Genomic DNA, 19,629 nt, shown 5'->3' with positions numbered 1-19,629 from the left:
ACAGGTTAAATAATACTTAAAAATTAAAATGTAAAGAAAAAAGAAGTACAAGTCATCATTTTCTAATATTAATGATACTCGGTACTTCTACATAACATTATTCTAACAGCTTTTCAGTACATCCTTTATAGTTTCTATTTCTTTCTTATGTCCCTCAGGTTCATATGGAGTCTCTAAGAAAAATGGCAAGTCTTTAAGTTGAGGATGTTTTATAATGTTTATTATAGCCTCTAGTCCTATTGTTCCTTCACCTATTCCTGCATGTCTGTCTTTGTTGCTCCCAAACTCAGTCATACTATCATTTAAATGTATTGCCTTTAGCTTATCTATACCTATTATTTTATCAAAGCTTTCAAGAACACCATCTAAGTCATTTACAATATCATAGCCAGCTGAGTACAAATGACAAGTATCTAAGCACACTCCCATCAATTCAGAATGTTTTACCCTATCTATAATAGCTCTTAACTCTTCAAAGGTACTGCCTATTTCAGTCCCCTTTCCTGACATACCTTCTAATAAGATTATTGTACTTTCATTACCAGTGATTATTCCATTTAACACAGTTGCAATTCTCTCTATGCCATATTCTACCCCTTTCCCTGTATGACTTCCGGGGTGAAAATTATATAATGAACAAGGAATAGTTTCCAGCCTTTGTAAGTCATCTTTGAATGCCATCTTTGCAAAATTCCATGTATCCTCTTTATAGGAGGCCATATTTAGTGTATAAGGAGCATGAGCTAAAATCGGTCCAAAATCATAATCTTCCATTATTCTTTTTAACCCTTCTATATCTTCTGTATCGAGTGCTTTTGCATTTCCTCCTCTAGGATTTCTAGTGAAAAACTGAAATGTATTAGCACCTATACTCACAGCAACTTCTCCAGCCTTTGTGAAGCCTTGAGATATAGATAGATGACAACCTATGTGCATGTAATCACTCCTTAATCTTCATCTCTGATACTAAGAAACTTAAATAAAATACTAAGCGAACATTTGCAGGACATGATTATAATTCTTAGCGAATGTAGATGAAAAATCCGTTAAGCAACTTGCACTGTTTGAGTGTAGCGAGTTTGCAAGTTGTAGGATTTTTCATCGGAATGAGCTATAGAATTTTTCATGTCCGAAACCGTGAGTGTGTATTTTATTTAAGTTTCGTTCGCTACTAAAGACTATTATACCCTCCATTACTCACTAACAACCACCTCCATTAATTTTAGTAGTGTCAATAGTATAATAAATAACATATTTTAATATTGTAACCACTATTAAATATTTAGGAGGACCAGCTATGCTCTTTAAAAATAGACTTTCTATAGATAATATTAGAAAAAATATTGTTGGTATAGATAAAAAAGTAATGCTTAGAAATGGTAAAAAAACAAACTATATTTACTTTGACAATGCTGCTAGTACTCCAACCTTAGTACCTGTATTAGAGAAGGTAAATGAGTTTTTAGAATGGTACTCAAGTATTCATAGGGGAACTGGGTACAAGTCAGTAATATCCACACGTACATATGATGATTCTAGAAAAATCGTTGCAGACTTTTTAAACGCTGATTTTAAAAAAAATGTAGTCATATATGTAAAAAACTCTACTGAAGCTATAAATAAGTTATCTTATAGGCTACACTTAAACAAAAATGACGTAGTTATTAGTTCACTTATGGAGCATCATTCAAATGACTTGCCTTGGAGAAATAAGTGCAAAACCTTATTTGTAGATGTACTTGAAGATGGCAGTTTAGATTTAGATGACTTAGAAAAAAAATTAACTTCCAATAAAGGGAAAGTAAAGCTAGTAGCTGTTACTGGCTGTTCAAATGTCACCGGATATATAACTGACATACATTATATTGCATCTTTAAGCCATAGATATGGAGCAAAGATACTGGTAGATGCTGCTCAGCTTGCACCACATCGTAGTATAAATATGAGTGGTAAAAGTTCTGATGATTATTTAGATTTTGTTGTATTATCTGGCCATAAAATATATGCTCCTTTTGGAATTGGAGTTCTAGTAGGACCCAAATCAACTTTTCAAAGTGGAGAGCCTGAATATACAGGAGGAGGAACCATAATAAGCGTTTCTCAAAGCAATATTTATTACGCTGGTCCTCCTGAAAGAGAAGAGGCTGGCTCTCCTAATATAGTGGGAGCAGTTGCATTAGCTGAAGCTATTAAAGCTATAAACGAAATAGGAATAGATAAAATTGTAGAGCATGAAATAAAGCTTACTAAGTATTTTCTAGAAAAATTAACTAAGATACCAGAAGTTAAAATCTATTCAAACACTAAAGAATCCCTAATCCCCAATATGACAAGTGTTATATCCTTTGATGTAGTAGATTTTCATCATTCACTCCTAGCATGCTTACTTGCTTATGAAGGCGGTATAGGAGTAAGAAATGGCTGTTTTTGTGCTCACCCTTATATTCATAGACTACTAAATTTGTCACCTTCGGAGATTCGTAAAATACAACAAGATATGATATTTGGAAGACTTAAGAATGTTCCTGGTCTAGTGAGAGTAAGCTTTGGTATGTATAATACAACTCAAGAAATTGATGTATTTATAAACGTTTTAAATTATATTATAGAAAATAAAAAAAGTATTTGTGATGAATATAAGTATATTAGTTCCACAGGCAGATATGAACCAAAGAGTCTTCCTAAAAACATTTACTCCGAGTTTACGTTGTGATTTATATTAGAGGTATGATATAATCATAGTGTCCATTATATTAAAAGAAAGGGTTATTTTTTCATGTCGAACAAACGAAAAGGATTATGGAAAAGATTTGACTTCACACTCTTTTTTACTGTAATAGTATTGTGTATATATGGTCTAGTTGTACTTTCTAGTGCAACTGCAGGAGAAGGTAGTATGGGATATTTGAAAACCCAAGGAATTGCCTTTATCCTAGGACTAGTTTCCATAATGATAATAATCTTTATAGATTATGACACATTTAGCAAGTTCTATATGCCTATTTATGTTATATCTAATATATTGCTTGTAGCAGTTCTGGTTATGGGAGATAAAGCAAAAGGTGCTCAAAGCTGGCTTATATTAGGCCCTGTTCGCTTTCAACCTTCTGAATTCGTAAAGATAGGGATAATTATTTCGTTAGCAAAATTTATTGAAAAAAATCATGAAAAATTGAATCAATTTTTTACCCTTATTAAAATCCTTATATTTGCCTTTATACCAGTAGGATTGATCTTAATGCAGCCTGATTTTGGAACAGCTATTGTGTTTGTTTTCTTTATTTTCGTTATGTTGTTTGTAGCTGGTCTAGATTGGAAATATATACTTTATGCAACAATAGCAGGCATTGTAAGTCTTCCTATTTTGTGGTTTTCCTTAGATCCTTATCAAAAAAATAGAATCTTCGACTTTCTTGACCCAACTCGTGATGCTATGGGGTCAGGATATCAGGTTATCCAGTCTGAAATTGCCATAGGCTCTGGAAAAGTCTTTGGAATGGGACTCTATAATGGAAACTATACTCAATTTGGTTTCTTGCCTGAAAAGCATACTGATTTCATTTTTTCAGTTATTGGCGAGGAGCTTGGGTTAATAGGAGGATTATTGCTAATTGTTTTATATTTTCTTTTGCTATTTAGATTAATTAAAATAGCTAGAAACTCTAAGGACATATGTGGTTCTGTTATGGTTGTAGGTATTGCTGCCATGATGTTGTTCCATATACTAGAAAATATTGGTATGACTATGCGATTAATGCCTGTTACTGGTATACCTCTACCATTTATAAGCTACGGTGGTACATTTATGCTTTCGAATATGATTTGTATAGGCCTTGCTTTAAGTGTAGGTATGAAAAGAGAAGGGCTAAGTTTTTCAAGAGATGCTTAATCAATCATCTCTTCATTTTTATTTACTGTAATACAAAATATAATATTATGGAAAACTACTTGTATAAAATACTAAGGTGGTGTTAATTTGAAAGATAAAAAGAATATAGGTGATATTGATGCAACCCTTAGATTAAGCGGCGGATTTACCTTGTTAGGTACAGGTATAATAAAAAAATCAACTCTTATGATAATAGCTGGCTCCATAATGCTAGCAGAAGGAATAACAAGATTTAGTCCTTTATTTTACTTGTTAGGTTTCTCTACTTATGATGAAGATGTCAGCATAAAAATAAGCAAGGAATTCTACTAGTCAAAAACTTACTAAAAAAAGCTAAAGCCTAAGACTTAGTTTGGTCAACTTAACTTACTCAACCAATATAGGCTCTAGCTTTTTTATTTGTCTCTTAATTATCTTTTTTAGTATTAAGATAATTTTTTAATTTAATATAATCTAAAACCATTTCATACATCTTTTTATCTTCTACCTCTTGAGGAAGCTCATCAAATAATTTTACTAAATCTGCTTCACACCATTCTAGTCTTGGTTCAAATCTACTAGCCTTACCAAAATAAATACCTTTCTTTACGGGTGTAATACCTTCTAGGACAGTATAGGATCCTATTAAAAAAACAATTTCTAAAATAGCACCAGTTCTTTCAAAAGTTTCTCTAGTTATGCATTCTACCATAGTTTCATTTTTTTCTTTTTTTCCTGATGGAATTACCCATATCTTCCTTTTAGAATCAAATATCATAACTAAGTTAGAATTATAAAATATAAAAATACTGCCTTCTTCTAAATCTTCAACTTCTGAAACATTCTCATTCTCAAAATAAATTAGAGCATCTTCATCAGTGTCATTAGTCATTATATTTCCACTCATTTTATCACCCACTAAGAAACTGTTATATAATATCTTATGAGTGATTTAAGATTAATGGTACCTTACCCTAAAAGAAACTCAAGTCCAATTCCTTAGATAAATCTTTTAATACTCCATAACCTGCTATGGAATTTCCCTTCTCATCAAGTGCAGGACTAAAAACTCCTATTCCCATTCTACGTGGAACTGCTGCCATTATCCCCCCACCAACTCCACTCTTAGCAGGTATTCCTACATTTATTGCAAATTCTCCAGAAGCATTATACATTCCACAGGTTACCATAAAGGTTTTGATAGTTTTAGCTACCTGTTCTTCTACTACCCTTTCTCCTGTCTCTAGAACTACACCATTATTTGCTAAGAACAATCCTATTTTAGCTATGTCTATACAATCTACTTCAATTGAGCATTGCTTAAAATAAATATCTAATATACCTTCTACTTCCCCATGAATAACTCCTACATCCTTCATAAAGTATGCTAAAGCTCTATTTCTATTGCCAGTTGACTTTTCTGATAAATAAACCTCTTCATTAACTTGTAGATCTTCATTATGACATATCTTCCTAAAAAGAGCTAATAGTCTATCAAATTTTGATTCAGGGTCTTCTCCCTTTATTAATGAAGCCACTGCAATAGCTCCAGCATTAATCATAGGGTTTAGTGGCTTAGAAGGTAAAATTGTCTCTAGTTTAATAATGGAGTTAAAAGCATCACCAGTTGGTTCCATACCTACCTTGCTAAAGACTTCCTCTGCTCCATTATCCATAATAGCCAGCATTAAGGATATGGTCTTCGATATGCTCTGTATTGTAAATTTCTGCTTATAGTCTCCTGCTGCAAAAATATTTCCCTCCATATCTGCTATGCAAACTCCTATTTGGTCAGGGTTTGCCCTTCCTAATGCTGGTATATAGCTAGCTACTTTTCCTTTGTTTATTAAATACCTATTTTTTTCAATAATTTCATCTAATAAATCTTTCAAACTTATACCCCCTTTAAAAACAGCTTCCTCCTATAAATTCCCTAACTATCGAAGTGCAAGGAATGGCTTGCTCATCTTTGATGTCTATAAAATAGCTCAAAAATCTAAGTAACCTTTTACTTTCCTTATAGTATGAACTAGTTTTACTAATCTCTCGCAATAAAGGCTCAGCATACTTTTTTAATACAGATAAATCATATACTAGAGATGAATTGAACATAGCATCTGCCTCTTCCTGATATGGGAAGATATTCTTTTCTTCCCCTCTTCTTACAGAATCCCAGCGCTCTAAGGTCATTTCTGCACTATAACCTCTATATTTGTAGTCTCTAACCATCCTTCTTATTAGTCTTGTATCTGTAGTATGAATTCGATTATGAGAGTCTAGATTTAGTTGAGTTAATGCACTGATATAGATTTTATATTTATTTTCTTGAGGAATAGACTCAGTAAGTCTATTATTTAGACAGTGTATTCCCTCAATTATAATCGGATGCTCTTCATCTATTTTGATTTTTTTTCCATTATACTCCCTTTTCCCTAACACAAAGTTAAATGTAGGAACTTCAACTTCCTCACCTGCTAATAGTTTTGATAAATCTCTATTGAAAAGCTCTAAATCTACTGCTTCTATAGCCTCGAAGTCATATTCCCCATGCTCATCAAGAGGAGTGTCCTCTCTATTTACAAAATAATCATCTACAGAAATAGATATGGGTTTCTTACCATTTACCTTAAGCTGAATGCCTAGTCTTTCAGCAAAGGTGGTTTTACCAGATGATGAAGGTCCTGCTATAAGAATTATTCTGATTGCATCATTTTCACATATTTTATCAGCTATATTGGCAATCTTTTTTTCATGTAGTGCTTCTGATATTCTAATTATCTCGTTTATCTGTTCATTCTTAATTTTATCATTAAGTGCTCCTACATAACCTATATCAAGTATGTCTCCCCACTTCTCTGATTCCCTAAAAATCTTAAAAAGCTTCGGATGCTCTTCAAAGTCTGGAATTTGAAGATTAGTTTCTTTAATAGGATATTGTAGCACTATGCCAGGACAATAATATACTAAATTGAATTCGTCAATATAGCCTGTTGATGGGGCTAAATAACCATAATATGTATCATATAGGTCTCCTATTCTATATATATGAATTCTAGTTTTTGCTACATGATTTAAGAGCCTTACTTTATCTTGCATATTTTGCCTTGTGAAAATTTCAATTGCCTCTTCCTTATCTATTTCTTCTCTGCTTATTTCATAATCTTCCTCAATTATTTCCTTCATTCTTTGCATTATTTTTATGGTGTCATCTTTACTAATTAAAGATTCTTTATGTATTTCTGAATATATACCTTTACTTAGAGAATGTTCTATAGTGACTTCGCAATTTTTAAATATGTCATTGCAGGCCTTAACATAAATAAAAGAAAGTGTTCTTGCATATATTCTGCGTCCATCCTTGTGATTTAAGTCTATAAATGTTATACGACAGCTTTCTTCAATTCTATACCCCAAATGTCTAACCTCGTTATTGATAATTGCACCTAGATATTTTTTATAATCATTTTCAAAAATTCTCTTTGACAAGTCTAACAAACTTATATTTTTATCTACATCAATATCCCCATAGCCTTCAACCATTACTCTAATCTTTTCAACACTCAAAAAAAGACCCTCCCTATTGTTTATTTCTTCAGTTAATCCTATTGTATACTATCTGCTGCTTAATCTTCAAGTGTTTGCTAAAAAATAAGCTCCTGACAAACAGGAGCTTATACTACATCATTGGACTAGCAGGTTCTGAAATACTAGATAATGCATCACCAGCTTCATTTATATAAATATCTCTTACTGCAAGATCTCCTATAGACACTATACCTACAACCTCATTGTTTTCAACTACAGGAAGTCTTCTAATTTGATTTTTAGCCATAATTCTAGCTGCTTCGTGAACACCAGTATCAGGACTTATTGAAACTGGATTTGTGGACATCACTTGACTGACAGGAGTATTTGAATCTACACCAGAGGTTAATCCCCTAATAACCAAGTCTCTGTCCGTAACCATACCTACTAACTTGTTAGATTGATTACATACTGGAATAGAACCTACATCTAAGCTTTTCATATGTTCAGCTGCTTCTTGTATAGTACAGTCTTCACTAATTGTTTTCACATTCTTAGTCATTATTTCTTTAATCTTCAAAATCATCCCTCCTAATTATTCTTATATTAGGATATGTAATTTTAAAGATTTTTAAACAATTTCTCTTCAATATTTGAAAGCTTATGATCAAGCTCTGCAATAAACTCCTTATTGTTGAGATAGTTTAACTCATCGTCTAATCCATTAAAAACAATCTTATATGCATGCAGGTATTGATTTGTTAAATCAAATTCATTTTTAAACTTCTTATTCGTCTCCATATCTCCATACTTTAAGTCTCCTACTATAGGATAACCTATAGATGCTAGGTGAGCTCTAATCTGGTGTGTTCTGCCAGTAATTAAATCTATCTCTATTAGGCTATATCTTCCATTAGTACACATTGGTTTTACCACTGTATGTATGTCCTTAGAACCATTCATATTTTTATTGGTAATATATACCTTGTTTTCTTCTTCATCTTTTACTAGAAAACCTTTAAGCTTCATTTCCTTATCTAATTTTCCTCTTACTAAAGCCTTATAATATTTTTTTATATGCCCTTTCCTAATAGCTTCATTTATTGCTTTAAGTGATGTAAAATTTTTAGCTCCAATAATAAGTCCACTAGTATTTCTATCTAATCTGTTGCATACTGAAGGTGTAAATGTCTTTTCTAATCTAGGTACATATTCCTTCTTTTCATAGAGATAACTGATTAAATTATCTACTACATTATTTTCATGGTTTTTCCCCGTTCCATGAGACAACATACCCTTTGGTTTGTTTATTAGCACAATGTTATTATCCTCATAGATAATATTTAGGGATTTTCCCTTGCTGATTTCCTTAGGTTTTAATGCAAACTTTTCAATTGTATCATTAGATAAGTAAAGCTGTATTATATCTCCTTCCTTGATAACATCCTCTGGTTGTGCTTTTCTTCCATTAAGTTTAATATTCTTTTTTCTTAGCATCTTATATATGAAGCCTAAGGATGCATTAGGCAAATATTTCTTTAAAAATCTATCTAATCTTTGGTCATGCTCATTTCTATCTATAATTATCTCCTTCATTTAGCTAACTCTCCTTTATCAATTTTGTCATAAACTCTACGTAGGAAACATATTAGGTAATTCCATTATAACCAACTACATATAAAAATAAATAATTTTTTTAACTAATAATATTTAGGCATGGATTCTCAAATATTGCCATCTAAGATTGTTGAAAATCATATACTATCTGTGATATTATTTAAATAGTACTAAATAGTGGAGGTATACATAATGAAAAACTTTGTAGAAAAGATAAAAGACTTTTTATATGATGCCACAGATTACCTGTTAATATTAGTTATAATAGTTGGCGTTGTAGCTGTTATAGGATGGAGACTTGATATATTATTTGCTAAAGATATGGACAAGACTGATGAGGCTCATGACAAACCTCCTATAGTTAATGTAACATCAGATAAAAAAGATAATGATACAGATTCAGATAAAAAAGACAATGATATTACAGATAACAACGATAATATGGACAGCAATGATAAAGAAGATAACATTAACCAAGATGAAACTAGAGACAATACTGACAATGAAAATGACCAAAATACAGATAATAATGATGAAGATATAGATTCAAAACCTGATACAGATGAAATAGTTATCTTTAAAATCCCAAGTGGTTCGTTCCCTCCTGCTATTGCGAATATATTGTTAGAGAAGGGGCTAATAGATAATAAAATGGACTTTTTAATAAAATCACAGGAGCTTAAACTAGATACAAAGCTTAAGTCTGGTGAATTTAAGATTAAGAAAGGTACTGACTTAGAGGAGTTAATAAAAATATTGGCAAAATAAGATAGAGATAATATGAAAACTACAATCGTAGAGACTAAAATTCTCTACCACGATTGTAGTTTTTCTTCTTTTTCTATAGTTTTTCTTCTAAAAAAATATACTATTAGCGTTACCAAAGGTAATATGACTAAAAAAATCGCAGATAGAGTAGTCGACAAGTCCCCTAAAAAACTTCCTAAACCTAAAATAGGGCTTTTCAAGCTTACATATAATGCTATTATCCCTATTGCAATACCAGTAATAATTACAAGAGTTTTTTCCTCACCCCTACCAAATATCTCTCTTAATGATCTACTTGAAATATATAAAAATCCTGTGACTTTAATGAACTTTGCAAATATCCAAACGGCAACATAAAAAGACTCTATTCTCTCTGCAACTCCATGAGCAGTTATTAGTCTGGTATAGGTTAAAAAAGGAAAGTTAGCATGTTTAGCCTGCTCCACTCCTAATGCCCCCTGACTAAAAACTATGGGAAATATTATAATTATTGTAGAGAAAAAAACTGATTTTAAAAAAATAGAATTTAGCTTAGTGCTATCTTCAAGATTGGGGCAAATCATAGTCAATACAACTACTTCTCTAAATAAAAGAGTCATTTCTATAGCCCCTTGACTTAATTCTAATAAAGTAGAGTCTTTATATATGGGTAACAATAAAGCTAACTCAACGTTTCTATAGCCTGAAATTAATACAATAAAAATAACAAATATAATAATAGGACCAAGTAGCTCTGAAGTTCTTCCGTAAACCTCTAGCCCTTTAGAAGCAATATAAACACATACAACAATTATTATAGAAGTAATAATAAAGTTAGATGCCTCTGTTAAGAGAGTAGTAGTTATTACCTGAACCTGAACATTTACCATATAAACTGTTTCATACAAAAAATATAATCCATATGATAATCCTAAAATTTTACCTAATCCCTTTCCAAAAATTATTCCCATATATTCAATAATACTAAATTTACAAAACCTATTAGTTAGAAACACAATTGGTGATAGCAAAATTATACTATAGAAAATGGATATGATTACCATAAGCCAAATATCTTGATTGGCTGGTGGCATGTTTATTGTTGGCATAAAGGATATAACAGTAGTTACCCTACTAATAATAATAAAAAATATGACTTGTCTTGATGATACCTTTTCTATTCTCATAATTTCACCTTTTTCTTATGTTTCCGGGAGTATCTATTAGCCCAGTCCTTAGTATTTCTGTTTTAACATCTACAGTATAACTAATTTTAGTGAAAACATTATGCCAGTCATCAGATACTTTTCTCCATTCAACTGGGTGCTTTCTATGCATTAATGCTCCAATACTAAAATTATCGTATTGAAATTCTTTCTGAGCTTTTTCCATAGTGTTTTCTATAAGCTCTTTTACTCTTTCTGAACAGGCATTTTCAATAACCTCTATGACCTCTGGATTACCTACATCAACACCTGCAGTTGCTTCTCCCAATGATCCTCTGATATTCACTTTGATAGAAAGATGTATTTTCCCATCCACAATTTCTATTTCTTTTTTTGTCTTACTCCTAAGAACTTCTACTACTAAGTTTTCGCTAGCTCTCCCTATGCTAGAAATATCCTCACTTAGTTCTTTAGGAGTTTCAAGCACTACTAACCCTTTTTCATATTCATCAACAATAAAGTTGAACCCTATCATTTCATCTCCCGAAAAATATCCTAGTAGTTTATCCCTTGCAAATGCTGCTCCACCAGTTAAATCAAGAATATATTTATCTAAGCTCTCATCTTTTGATTCTTGAAAAATTTCCTTATTTGTTTCCTTACTTATCTCAATTTTTTCCTTTTTTTCTACTACCCCTAGTATAGGTCCTGTACTTAGATCATAATAATATCTAAAAAACTCAAAAACTGTCAGACTTCTAGTTTTTTCATTTCTTTGATAGTTCTCTATTATATTTGTTAAATAACCACCAAAAGAATTACTTAACCCTGCATTAATTCCCATGACCTCATAAGCTTTAGCATCTTTGGCTACAACTAAATATGCTGTTTCTCTCTGCTCATTGTCTCTAGATAAAAAATCAATAATATCGCCAATTCCACGTCTTGCAAGCTCTTCACCTATAATTATTACATTGTTATGTGATAAATATGCTCTTCTATCAAATTCCAATGTCACATTTCTCCCAGCCTCAAATACTGTATTGCCTATTCCTTGAATAAAAATAGAACTCCTTTGTGCAGGCATACCAGCTGATAGTTTAGAGGATGTAGGGTTGATTATTTCAAGCGTCATAATTATTTTTTCATCTTCAACATCTAGACCCATAGATATAACAATCCCTAAGTCGTCTAATTCTCGACGTTCTGTACATGATGTTACGGTTATAATGATCATTATCCATAGTACTAACAGAACTACCCTTTTTTTCATACTCTCTCATTCCTTTTTCTAGCCTTCTTATATGAAATATTTCTTGGTCTTAAGTCAAGTTTATCCATTGGAAATCTGATAATAAAATCCTTCATCCCTTTCTTGTCATAGGGTGCAATTGGATAGAGATAAGGTACGCCAAAGGATCTCAATGAAGCAAAGTGTACTACGAGTATAGTTATTCCACATGCTATTCCATATAAACCAAAGAGTGTCCCTAGAAAAAGTGATATAAGTCTATATATAGATATTATCTCTCTTAGTGAAGGTACTATAAACTCACATATCCCTGAAATAGCAACTATAATTATCATAATTGGACTTACTATTCCAGCATCTACAGCTGATTGCCCTAAAATTAAAGCACTTACTACACTGACTGCTGAGCCTATATTTTTAGGCAATCTAAGTCCTGATTCTTTAATTAATTCAAAAAATATAATCATTAAGAGTGCCTCTAGAAAAGAGGTAAATGGCACTCCTTCTCTTTGCCCAGCCATAGATACTAAGAGCTTTGTAGGTATCATTTCTTGGTGAAAACTTTGCAAAGCTATAAAAGTCCCTATTAAAAATATTGATATGAAAAGTGAAGTAATCCTAATAACCCTAAGGAAGGTTGCATATTGTGGTTTTACATAATAGTCCTCTGCTGTCTGTAGGTTTTCAATAAACAGTTTAGGTACAGTCAAAACATTTGGTGTTCCATCACATAAAATCCCTATTCTACCTTCTAGTATTTTAGCAACTGCCACATCAGGCTTCTCAGTATATCCAATAGTACTTATTAAAGACTTTGGTGAGTCTTCTATATGCTCTTCTATGTACCCAACATCTAGTACTCCATCAATTTGGATTTTCTTTATTCTTCTTCTTACCTCTTCTAATATGGGTTGTTTTACTATGCCATTTATATAAACTAAGGAAATTTTTGTATTCGTTTGAATCCCTAGGGTATAGTCTTCAAAAATCAAATTATTGTTTTTTATTTTACGTCTAATAAGAGCTTTATTTACACTTATATCTTCAATGAATCCTTCTTTAGGACCTTTTACTACCTGCTCTGAATCTGGCTGTTCTACTGTTCTTCTATCCCTATGACTAGTGTTGTATAAAAAGCATACTTCTAATCCCCCTATGAAAACTGCTACATACCCTTCGGTCATAGGACTGATTAATTCTTCTATGTTAGATACTTCTTTGACTTCAGAAATAAAAACTGTCGACCTAATGTCCTGAGGATGAGTTAGGTTTTGTATTAAAGGCTTTATTATATATTCATTTAAGCTATTTTTATCTATGAGACCATCTATATAAGCTACTAATATCCTAATATCTGACAAAGTTCTAAACTCAAATAATACTAAATCACTTGAATTGTTAAATAGCATGGTTGTTTTTTCTTTATTTTCCTGTACTTTTTTAGAAATCAAGACCATCACCTGCCTTATAAAAATAGTTCCCAATTTCTAAATAAAAAATTCTTCTCACTAGTTATAAATATACTATAGCCCAAAAAAATAGATAGGTTTGATGTTATCTCAAACCTATCTATTCTCACTATAAGAATAACTATAAATTCTAGTATTTTTCATTAATATATCCATCTATAAGAGATACCTTTTTCTTTTCGATAAAAACCCCTTCTTCTCTCAAAATTCTCAGTAGCCAATTGCTTTTAGAGTGAAATATTGCAAATTCATAATCCTTTAGTACAATTTCATACAACTTATCCTTTAAGTATTCAGATTCTACCTTAATAAAATAAGCCTCAATATTTTTGAACTCTAAAAACCTCAATAATTGCAGTGTAGCCTTATCTTTTTCATTATAATAATAGTTTGCCTTATATCTACAGGATTTATATTGCCTAGCAAAGTTAATGTCATCTTTAATATCTGCTGCAAGCATGTTATAATATTTTGCTAGTACATTATAGTATTGATAATTATATATTCCCTTTTCATAGCTGTCAACCTTAGAAAAGGGCTTAAGCTTAATCTTTTGAACAAAATCAAAGTTCCCTTCTAAAAATTCTCTTTTTGTTATATCTCCGTTTTTATACTGAATTATCAAAGAGTCTCTATGTTCAAAAAATCTGTCAAAAATACTCTGTCTTTTAAAATGTTTCAATAATAACACCCTATCTAATCTTGTATTCACTTATTCTATTATACCATAAATATTAAAATCTTCCATGGCAAAAAGAAACTACTTTGATAATCCCTTTTTTTCAAGTAGCAATATTTCTTCATTTGTCAACTCTCTATACTCTCCAAGCCCCAAGCTTTCATCAAGTCTTAAACCGCCAATTGCCATTCTCTTTAAATAAATAACTCTTTTACCAACTGATAAAAACATTCTTTTTACTTGATGAAACTTCCCTTCTTTAATAGTTAAATATATCTTGGAAATACTATCTGAAGCAATAATCTCAAGTTTAGCTGGAAGAGTCTTATATCCATCATCAAGAATAACCCCTTCACTAAATAATTTTTTGTCCTCCTCAGTAACTACCCCTTCTACCTCAGCGTAATATAGCTTTTCAACATGCTTTTTAGGAGATAAAACACGATGAGATAGCTGTCCATCATTTGTCAGAACCATAAGTCCTTCAGTGTCCTTATCTAGTCTACCTACAGGAAAGGGGTTAAACACCTTATACTGGTCTGAAATCAAATCAATTATTGTTTTATCTCTAAAATCATCTGTAGAAGAAATCACACCTTGGGGTTTATTCATCATTAAATATATAAATTCCCTATACTCTACTACTTCACCTTTTATCTTAAGCACTGAACTATATGGGTCTATCTTAAGAGAGCCGTCTTTAACTATCTTTCCATCGACTTCTATGCTACCAGATTTAACCAAGCCCTTGACATCTTTTCGACTTCCATAGCCTAAATTTGAAAGAATCTTATCTAATCTCTCTTTCTTTTGCATAGGATCACTCCTTAAATAAAGTCTATAACATTCTCCACTGACTTCTATAATAGTTTTTAAGGCTACCTTGGATTTGCTTGCCCCAACCTACTGGATATCCATCTATACATACTAGATTCCAGCCCTTTTCTCCTTCTAATAATAGAGTCTCTCCCTTTAGGTATTTGATTGCATCAATACTTTCACTTGGTATATCTACATAATTAGTCACGTCTTCCTTTTCCAACGCCATTGCAAGAGCTTGACTAGGCTCAAACCTATTTTTTAAAAACTCTCCTATGTATAAGCCTGTGTTTACAACATTAATACCTCTAAGTTCAGGTATATCCTGCGGAATAGCATACAATCTATTTCCAACTCTGTGTAATCTCTCTTTAAAATCTATCTTTAAGTTTTCTTCTGTAAATTTATAGAATTCATCTAGCTCCTTATTATTTAGCACAAATGGTTTAAAAGAACTTAATATGGAGTTGTCTTTTTTTCTAAGACTTGCAACAAAATGTCCTTCACCATTGATTTTATGAGGCCATGCCCTTCCAGCCTTAGTTAATTGGCTACTAGCTCCTATCCATTCTGGTCTTCCTCTATCTAATCCTTCTATGCCTTCAATAGCTTCTATTTCAAACTCAGGGAACTCTTTTAAAAACCAATCTATTGTCCCTTCGTTCTCCTCTGGTGAAAAAGTGCAAGTAGAGTAAACAAGTCTACCGCCTGGCTTTAGCAGTTTTGGTATCCACTGTAAAATATCTTTCTGCATATTGCAACATTCATGGACAGAGAACTCATTCCAGCTTTTAGTAGCCTTTGGATCTCTTCTAAACATTCCTTCTCCTGAACATGGTGCATCTACTAAAATCTTATCAAAATACTCTACAAACTTCGTTGCTAGCTTTTTAGGCTCTTCATTAGTTACTATAAAGTTTTTAATCCCAAAAATTTCAATATTTTTAACTAATGCTTTTGTACGCTTAGGACTAATATCGTTTGCGACTATAACTCCTTCACCTTGAAGTTTAGCTCCGATTTGGGTAGATTTTCCTCCTGGAGCTGCACTTATATCCAGTACCTTATCTCCAGGCACAGGAGCTAATACTTCTACTGGTATCATGGCACTTGGCTCTTGTATATAATATAGGCCACAATGATAATGTGGGTGCTTACCAGGTCTATCTTGTTCGTCATCCATATAGTAAAAGCCTTCTTTAACCCAAGGTATAGGCTTAAGCTTGAAGGGCGTAATTTTCAAATATTCATCTACTGGTATTTTTAAAGTGTTTATCCTAATGCCTTTATAATGCTCATAGTCATAGGTAGATACGAATTCACCATATTCGTCATCTAAAAGCTTCTCCATTCTTTCTGTAAAAGCCAAAGGTAGCTTCATTATTTTCACCCCAATATTTATATTTAAATACGAAAAAAGCACTCTACTCAGGAGTGCCACATATCCGTCTACAGTTTGTTTATTTGGTGGGGAGTATAGGACTCGAACCTACGACTTCCACCATGTCAAGGTGATACTCTACCAGCTGAGTTAACTCCCCATAATAGATATAATACAGTTTTTTTATTTATTTTTCAACTATTTTGTTTAAAATATTCAATATATGAATATTTCCATTGTATTTTCACAAAATAATGATTGAGGTAATACTAATTTAAGGAGGTATATAATGCGTATCGAAAAAACAGATAGAAATCTAAGTGGAGTTAAATGTGTAGTCAATACTTGCTATTACCATGCAGAAGGTGACAATTGCACAGCTGCAAGTATAGAAATACAACCAAGAAATGCAACCTCAACTGATGAAACAGATTGCGCTACCTTTACTCCTGCATTAAAATAATAATATTAATGGGCAGAAATTTTTCTGCCTATTTATTATTTTTTGCAACTAACCTATATATGCTTTTTCCTTGACTAATGAATTTTTCTTCATATTCAGTTTTTATTGTGTCAATACTTTCATCTCTATAAAGGTTTAAGGATACATCTCTCACTATATATTCTGTATCTAACATTTCATTTAGAGAAAATTCAAATAGCTCCTCTCCATCAGTTTTAAAATGTATCTCACCATTCTGGCTTAAAATTTTTCTATACTTATCTAGAAATTCTCTATGTGTCAGCCTTCTTTTACTATGTCTCTTCTTTGGCCAAGGGTCGCAAAAGTTAATATAGATACGTTCTACTTCATCTTCGTCAAAAATAGTATCTATATTATTAATATCATGCCATAAATATTTTATATTATTTAGTCCATTATCTAATGATTTTTTAACTGCATCCAAAAGAATTTCTTCTTTAATTTCTATCCCTATAAAAAATATATCTCTATGCATCTCTGCAAGAGTGTTTATAAATTGCCCTCTACCAGTTCCAAGCTCAACATGAATTTTCTTATTATTGGAAATATCCTTCCACTTTCCTTTGTTCTCCTCTGGACTTAATATTAGCAAGTTCTCAAATTTTAGCAGTTCATCTTTGGCTCCTGGTTTTTTTCTTCTTCTCATAGATTGCTATTCCTCCACAACTTTGTATATAAATATGAAAATTCTTCAGCTTCGCTTCAGAATGACCTAATGTGTAATCCTCTTTCTTGCTTCGTTAGAATATTAAGCTTTGCTACTTATTAAATTTCTTTAGAGCCTTTCCATTGAGATAGTCACATTTTTTCCCTTGATATGTTTTCATCTCTTCCATTTTTTCCAGTATTTCATCTCTTATTTTCCACCAACTTGTATTCCAATTAACAAAAAGAGTGTTCTCTTCTGGTGCTCTTCCAATAACTCTTTGTATTATAGTATCAGGGTGAAGATATTCAAGAAAAGCAACTACTCTATTTATATACTCTTCCTTTGATAGCATAGTAATTTCACTGTTTTTATACATTCTTTCAAGCAATGTATTTTCAACTATATATAGAGAATGTAGCTTTACCTGCTCCACTGATAATGCAGATAATATTTTGGCACATTCAATAGCATCCTCAATATTATCCCAAGGCAAGTCTAATATAACATGGGCACATACGTCAAAACTATGAGGTTTTATTCTTATCATACTATCTATAAATTCTGCAAGGGAATGTCCCCTATTTATTTTCTTTAATGTATGATAATTTACTGTTTGTAATCCTAGCTCAAAGCTAATATTAATTTCATATTCTTCTTTAATATGAGAAAGAAACTCTAGATACGAATCTGATATACAGTCTGGTCTAGTAGAAATACTTATCTCAACTATATCTTCCATAATTGCATCTTTGATATATTTTTTAAAAGTCTCTAATCCCATATATGTATTTGAAAAATTTTGAAAGTAAGCTATAAACTTCTCAGCTTTATATTTTTTTCTTATATATTCTTTATTTTCTAAAAGTTGATCTCTAACTGATATGGTATTAGAAAGATTTTCATAACCTGCACCTTCTTCTCCACAGAAAATGCATCCTCCATATCCAACACAACCGTCCCTATTTGGGCATGTAAGAGGTAGATTTATAGGTAATTTATAAACTTTTGTTCCATATTTGTTTTTTAGATAGTCAGAATATACTCTATAATAGTTTCTCTCTTCCATAAAAATTCCTCCTATAATAATTAGGAGGAACTCCTAGCCACTAAAAAATTACTTGTGTCAATAATAGCTTTTTAATGGCCTTGGAACTCCCCATTATTCACTTACTATTGCATTTTTACTTCATATTTATTCAATAGTTCTGTAGCTTTATTGGTATAAGCAGCGTTTTGCTTTACAATGATAATTTGCCTTTCAAGTTCATCTCTTACTTCATCTATTGTACTTTCAGATTCTTCTTTTTTGTCAGTTACATGAATAATATGATATCCAAATTGAGTTTTAACAGGATTGCTAATTTCATCTTTACTCAATTCAAATGCTGACTTCTCGAACTCAGGAACCATTTTTCCTCTAGTAAAATATCCTAGATCTCCACCATTAGTGCTTGAAGGACATTTAGAATATTCTTTTGCAGCCTCTGCAAAGGATAATCCTTCTTTTATTTCTTTTATTATGTTCAAAGCTGTATCCTCATCATCAACTAATATATGGCTAGCCTTTACACTTTCAGGCTTCTTAAATGTATCTTTGAATTTTTCGTAATAATCTTTTATTTCATCCTCAGTAGCAGTTACACTGTTTAATATTTTAGCTACCGAATACTGTTTAAGTAAATTTACCTTTATACGTTCAAGTTCAGTAATAAAGGCTTCTTCTTTATCAAGATTATTATCAATAGCATCAAGATAGAATAATTCTTGATTCACAAGCTCCTGCAAAAGCTTTTTCTTACCTTCTTCACCACCAAACTGTGCTGCTACTTGAGGTTGAAGACTCTGAATAAATGCTTCTACATCATTTTCTGTAATTTCCTTACCATTGACTATTGCTAATACTTTATTTTCTTCCATTAATAACTCTCCTTTATTTTAGTTTAGAGTATACCCAATTTAAGTACACTCTAATA

The 19,629-nt window shown here is 31.7% G+C and carries 20 protein-coding genes and 1 tRNA gene; 5 read left to right on the top strand and 16 right to left on the bottom strand.

Annotation, left to right across the window (positions count from 1 at the left end; all coding sequences use genetic code 11):
- Positions 1 to 102 precede the first annotated feature (102 nt).
- The gene (locus DW1_RS06915) at positions 103 to 936 is read right to left on the bottom strand and encodes a deoxyribonuclease IV (RefSeq protein WP_074349883.1); all 834 of its coding nucleotides are present in this window, start codon (positions 934 to 936) and stop codon (positions 103 to 105) included.
- Between the two features lie 361 nt (positions 937 to 1,297).
- On the opposite strand from DW1_RS06915, the gene DW1_RS06910 reads away from it, so the two are divergent.
- The 3 genes from DW1_RS06910 to DW1_RS06900 all read left to right on the top strand — a co-directional run bounded on the left by DW1_RS06910 (position 1,298) and on the right by DW1_RS06900 (position 4,201).
- Positions 1,298 to 2,713, top strand: coding sequence for an aminotransferase class V-fold PLP-dependent enzyme (locus DW1_RS06910; RefSeq protein WP_074349882.1), 1,416 nt, complete (start codon positions 1,298 to 1,300; stop codon positions 2,711 to 2,713).
- Positions 2,714 to 2,776: 63 nt separating this feature from the next.
- Entirely contained in the window at positions 2,777 to 3,889 is a 1,113-nt protein-coding gene (rodA, locus tag DW1_RS06905) for a rod shape-determining protein RodA (protein WP_074349881.1), read from the top strand.
- A gap of 87 nt (positions 3,890 to 3,976) precedes the next feature.
- Complete coding sequence (locus DW1_RS06900; protein ID WP_074349880.1) at positions 3,977 to 4,201, top strand: YgaP family membrane protein; 225 nt, start codon at positions 3,977 to 3,979, stop codon at positions 4,199 to 4,201.
- Positions 4,202 to 4,295: 94 nt separating this feature from the next.
- Here the strand turns inward: DW1_RS06900 and DW1_RS06895 are convergent, their stop codons facing one another.
- The 5 genes from DW1_RS06895 to DW1_RS06875 form a co-directional block, all read right to left on the bottom strand.
- Positions 4,296 to 4,775, bottom strand: a complete 480-nt coding sequence (locus DW1_RS06895) for an NUDIX hydrolase (RefSeq protein WP_074349879.1) — start codon at positions 4,773 to 4,775, stop codon at positions 4,296 to 4,298.
- A gap of 67 nt (positions 4,776 to 4,842) precedes the next feature.
- Complete coding sequence (gene glsA, locus DW1_RS06890; protein ID WP_074349878.1) at positions 4,843 to 5,760, bottom strand: glutaminase A; 918 nt, start codon at positions 5,758 to 5,760, stop codon at positions 4,843 to 4,845.
- A gap of 13 nt (positions 5,761 to 5,773) precedes the next feature.
- A complete protein-coding gene (locus tag DW1_RS06885) occupies positions 5,774 to 7,432 on the bottom strand; it encodes a nucleoside kinase (RefSeq protein ID WP_242942448.1) in 1,659 nt (552 codons plus the stop codon).
- Positions 7,433 to 7,544: 112 nt separating this feature from the next.
- Positions 7,545 to 7,979, bottom strand: coding sequence for a CBS domain-containing protein (locus DW1_RS06880; RefSeq protein WP_074349877.1), 435 nt, complete (start codon positions 7,977 to 7,979; stop codon positions 7,545 to 7,547).
- A gap of 35 nt (positions 7,980 to 8,014) precedes the next feature.
- Positions 8,015 to 8,989 carry an RluA family pseudouridine synthase gene (locus tag DW1_RS06875; RefSeq protein ID WP_074349876.1) on the bottom strand — a complete coding sequence of 325 codons (975 nt, stop codon included), beginning with the start codon at positions 8,987 to 8,989 and terminating at the stop codon, positions 8,015 to 8,017.
- Positions 8,990 to 9,202: 213 nt separating this feature from the next.
- Between DW1_RS06875 and DW1_RS06870 the strand changes: the two genes are divergently transcribed.
- Positions 9,203 to 9,778, top strand: coding sequence for an MltG/YceG/YrrL family protein (locus tag DW1_RS06870; protein ID WP_074349875.1), 576 nt, complete (start codon positions 9,203 to 9,205; stop codon positions 9,776 to 9,778).
- Between the two features lie 44 nt (positions 9,779 to 9,822).
- Here DW1_RS06870 and DW1_RS06865 read toward each other — a convergent pair whose 3' ends face one another.
- From DW1_RS06865 to DW1_RS06835, 7 genes are all read right to left on the bottom strand, one after another.
- Positions 9,823 to 10,944 (bottom strand): GerAB/ArcD/ProY family transporter, encoded by a 1,122-nt coding sequence (locus DW1_RS06865; RefSeq protein WP_074349874.1) that lies wholly within the window; start codon positions 10,942 to 10,944, stop codon positions 9,823 to 9,825.
- Between the two features lie 4 nt (positions 10,945 to 10,948).
- Positions 10,949 to 12,196 (bottom strand): Ger(x)C family spore germination protein, encoded by a 1,248-nt coding sequence (locus DW1_RS06860; protein WP_074349873.1) that lies wholly within the window; start codon positions 12,194 to 12,196, stop codon positions 10,949 to 10,951.
- On the bottom strand, positions 12,193 to 13,626 hold the full coding sequence (locus tag DW1_RS06855) for a spore germination protein (protein WP_074349872.1): 1,434 nt from the start codon (positions 13,624 to 13,626) through the stop codon (positions 12,193 to 12,195). The genes DW1_RS06860 and DW1_RS06855 overlap by 4 nt, the downstream gene beginning before the upstream one ends.
- A 148-nt stretch (positions 13,627 to 13,774) precedes the next feature.
- On the bottom strand, positions 13,775 to 14,356 hold the full coding sequence (locus tag DW1_RS06850) for a DUF6648 family protein (RefSeq protein WP_242942447.1): 582 nt from the start codon (positions 14,354 to 14,356) through the stop codon (positions 13,775 to 13,777).
- Positions 14,357 to 14,404: 48 nt separating this feature from the next.
- The gene (locus tag DW1_RS06845; RefSeq protein WP_074349870.1) at positions 14,405 to 15,139 is read right to left on the bottom strand and encodes a pseudouridine synthase; all 735 of its coding nucleotides are present in this window, start codon (positions 15,137 to 15,139) and stop codon (positions 14,405 to 14,407) included.
- Positions 15,140 to 15,161: 22 nt separating this feature from the next.
- On the bottom strand, positions 15,162 to 16,523 hold the full coding sequence (locus DW1_RS06840) for an RsmF rRNA methyltransferase first C-terminal domain-containing protein (protein WP_074349869.1): 1,362 nt from the start codon (positions 16,521 to 16,523) through the stop codon (positions 15,162 to 15,164).
- Positions 16,524 to 16,607: 84 nt separating this feature from the next.
- Positions 16,608 to 16,683: transfer RNA gene (locus DW1_RS06835), tRNA-Val, on the bottom strand.
- A gap of 129 nt (positions 16,684 to 16,812) precedes the next feature.
- On the opposite strand from DW1_RS06835, the gene DW1_RS06830 reads away from it, so the two are divergent.
- On the top strand, positions 16,813 to 16,986 hold the full coding sequence (locus DW1_RS06830; protein WP_074349868.1) for a DUF1540 domain-containing protein: 174 nt from the start codon (positions 16,813 to 16,815) through the stop codon (positions 16,984 to 16,986).
- A gap of 28 nt (positions 16,987 to 17,014) precedes the next feature.
- Here DW1_RS06830 and trmB read toward each other — a convergent pair whose 3' ends face one another.
- The 3 genes from trmB to DW1_RS06815 form a co-directional block, all read right to left on the bottom strand.
- The gene (trmB, locus tag DW1_RS06825; protein ID WP_074349867.1) at positions 17,015 to 17,653 is read right to left on the bottom strand and encodes a tRNA (guanosine(46)-N7)-methyltransferase TrmB; all 639 of its coding nucleotides are present in this window, start codon (positions 17,651 to 17,653) and stop codon (positions 17,015 to 17,017) included.
- A 112-nt stretch (positions 17,654 to 17,765) separates the two neighbouring features.
- Positions 17,766 to 18,722, bottom strand: a complete 957-nt coding sequence (locus tag DW1_RS06820; protein ID WP_074349866.1) for a tRNA modification radical SAM protein MnmL/YtqA — start codon at positions 18,720 to 18,722, stop codon at positions 17,766 to 17,768.
- 104 nt (positions 18,723 to 18,826) lie between these two features.
- Positions 18,827 to 19,573 (bottom strand): peptidylprolyl isomerase, encoded by a 747-nt coding sequence (locus DW1_RS06815; RefSeq protein WP_074349865.1) that lies wholly within the window; start codon positions 19,571 to 19,573, stop codon positions 18,827 to 18,829.
- Positions 19,574 to 19,629: the final 56 nt, after the last annotated feature.

Origin of the sequence: Proteiniborus sp. DW1, from assembly GCF_900095305.1 — a bacterium.
GTDB lineage: Bacteria > Bacillota > Clostridia > Tissierellales > Proteiniboraceae > Proteiniborus.
This window is presented reverse-complemented; position numbering and strand designations above follow the sequence as displayed.

Bases quoted from the DNA above. Each gene is read 5' to 3' on its own strand.
- DW1_RS06915 (WP_074349883.1), bottom strand. From the start codon at position 936: ATGCACATAGGTTGTCATCTATCTATATCTCAAGGCTTCACAAAGGCT.
- DW1_RS06910 (WP_074349882.1), top strand. From the start codon at position 1,298: ATGCTCTTTAAAAATAGACTTTCTATAGATAATATTAGAAAAAATATT.
- rodA (WP_074349881.1), top strand. From the start codon at position 2,777: ATGTCGAACAAACGAAAAGGATTATGGAAAAGATTTGACTTCACACTC.
- DW1_RS06895 (WP_074349879.1), bottom strand. From the start codon at position 4,775: ATGAGTGGAAATATAATGACTAATGACACTGATGAAGATGCTCTAATT.
- DW1_RS06880 (WP_074349877.1), bottom strand. From the start codon at position 7,979: ATGATTTTGAAGATTAAAGAAATAATGACTAAGAATGTGAAAACAATT.
- DW1_RS06875 (WP_074349876.1), bottom strand. From the start codon at position 8,989: ATGAAGGAGATAATTATAGATAGAAATGAGCATGACCAAAGATTAGAT.
- DW1_RS06870 (WP_074349875.1), top strand. From the start codon at position 9,203: ATGAAAAACTTTGTAGAAAAGATAAAAGACTTTTTATATGATGCCACA.
- DW1_RS06865 (WP_074349874.1), bottom strand. From the start codon at position 10,944: ATGAGAATAGAAAAGGTATCATCAAGACAAGTCATATTTTTTATTATT.
- DW1_RS06860 (WP_074349873.1), bottom strand. From the start codon at position 12,196: ATGAAAAAAAGGGTAGTTCTGTTAGTACTATGGATAATGATCATTATA.
- DW1_RS06845 (WP_074349870.1), bottom strand. From the start codon at position 15,139: ATGCAAAAGAAAGAGAGATTAGATAAGATTCTTTCAAATTTAGGCTAT.
- DW1_RS06840 (WP_074349869.1), bottom strand. From the start codon at position 16,523: ATGAAGCTACCTTTGGCTTTTACAGAAAGAATGGAGAAGCTTTTAGAT.
- DW1_RS06830 (WP_074349868.1), top strand. From the start codon at position 16,813: ATGCGTATCGAAAAAACAGATAGAAATCTAAGTGGAGTTAAATGTGTA.
- trmB (WP_074349867.1), bottom strand. From the start codon at position 17,653: ATGAGAAGAAGAAAAAAACCAGGAGCCAAAGATGAACTGCTAAAATTT.
- DW1_RS06820 (WP_074349866.1), bottom strand. From the start codon at position 18,722: ATGGAAGAGAGAAACTATTATAGAGTATATTCTGACTATCTAAAAAAC.
- DW1_RS06815 (WP_074349865.1), bottom strand. From the start codon at position 19,573: ATGGAAGAAAATAAAGTATTAGCAATAGTCAATGGTAAGGAAATTACA.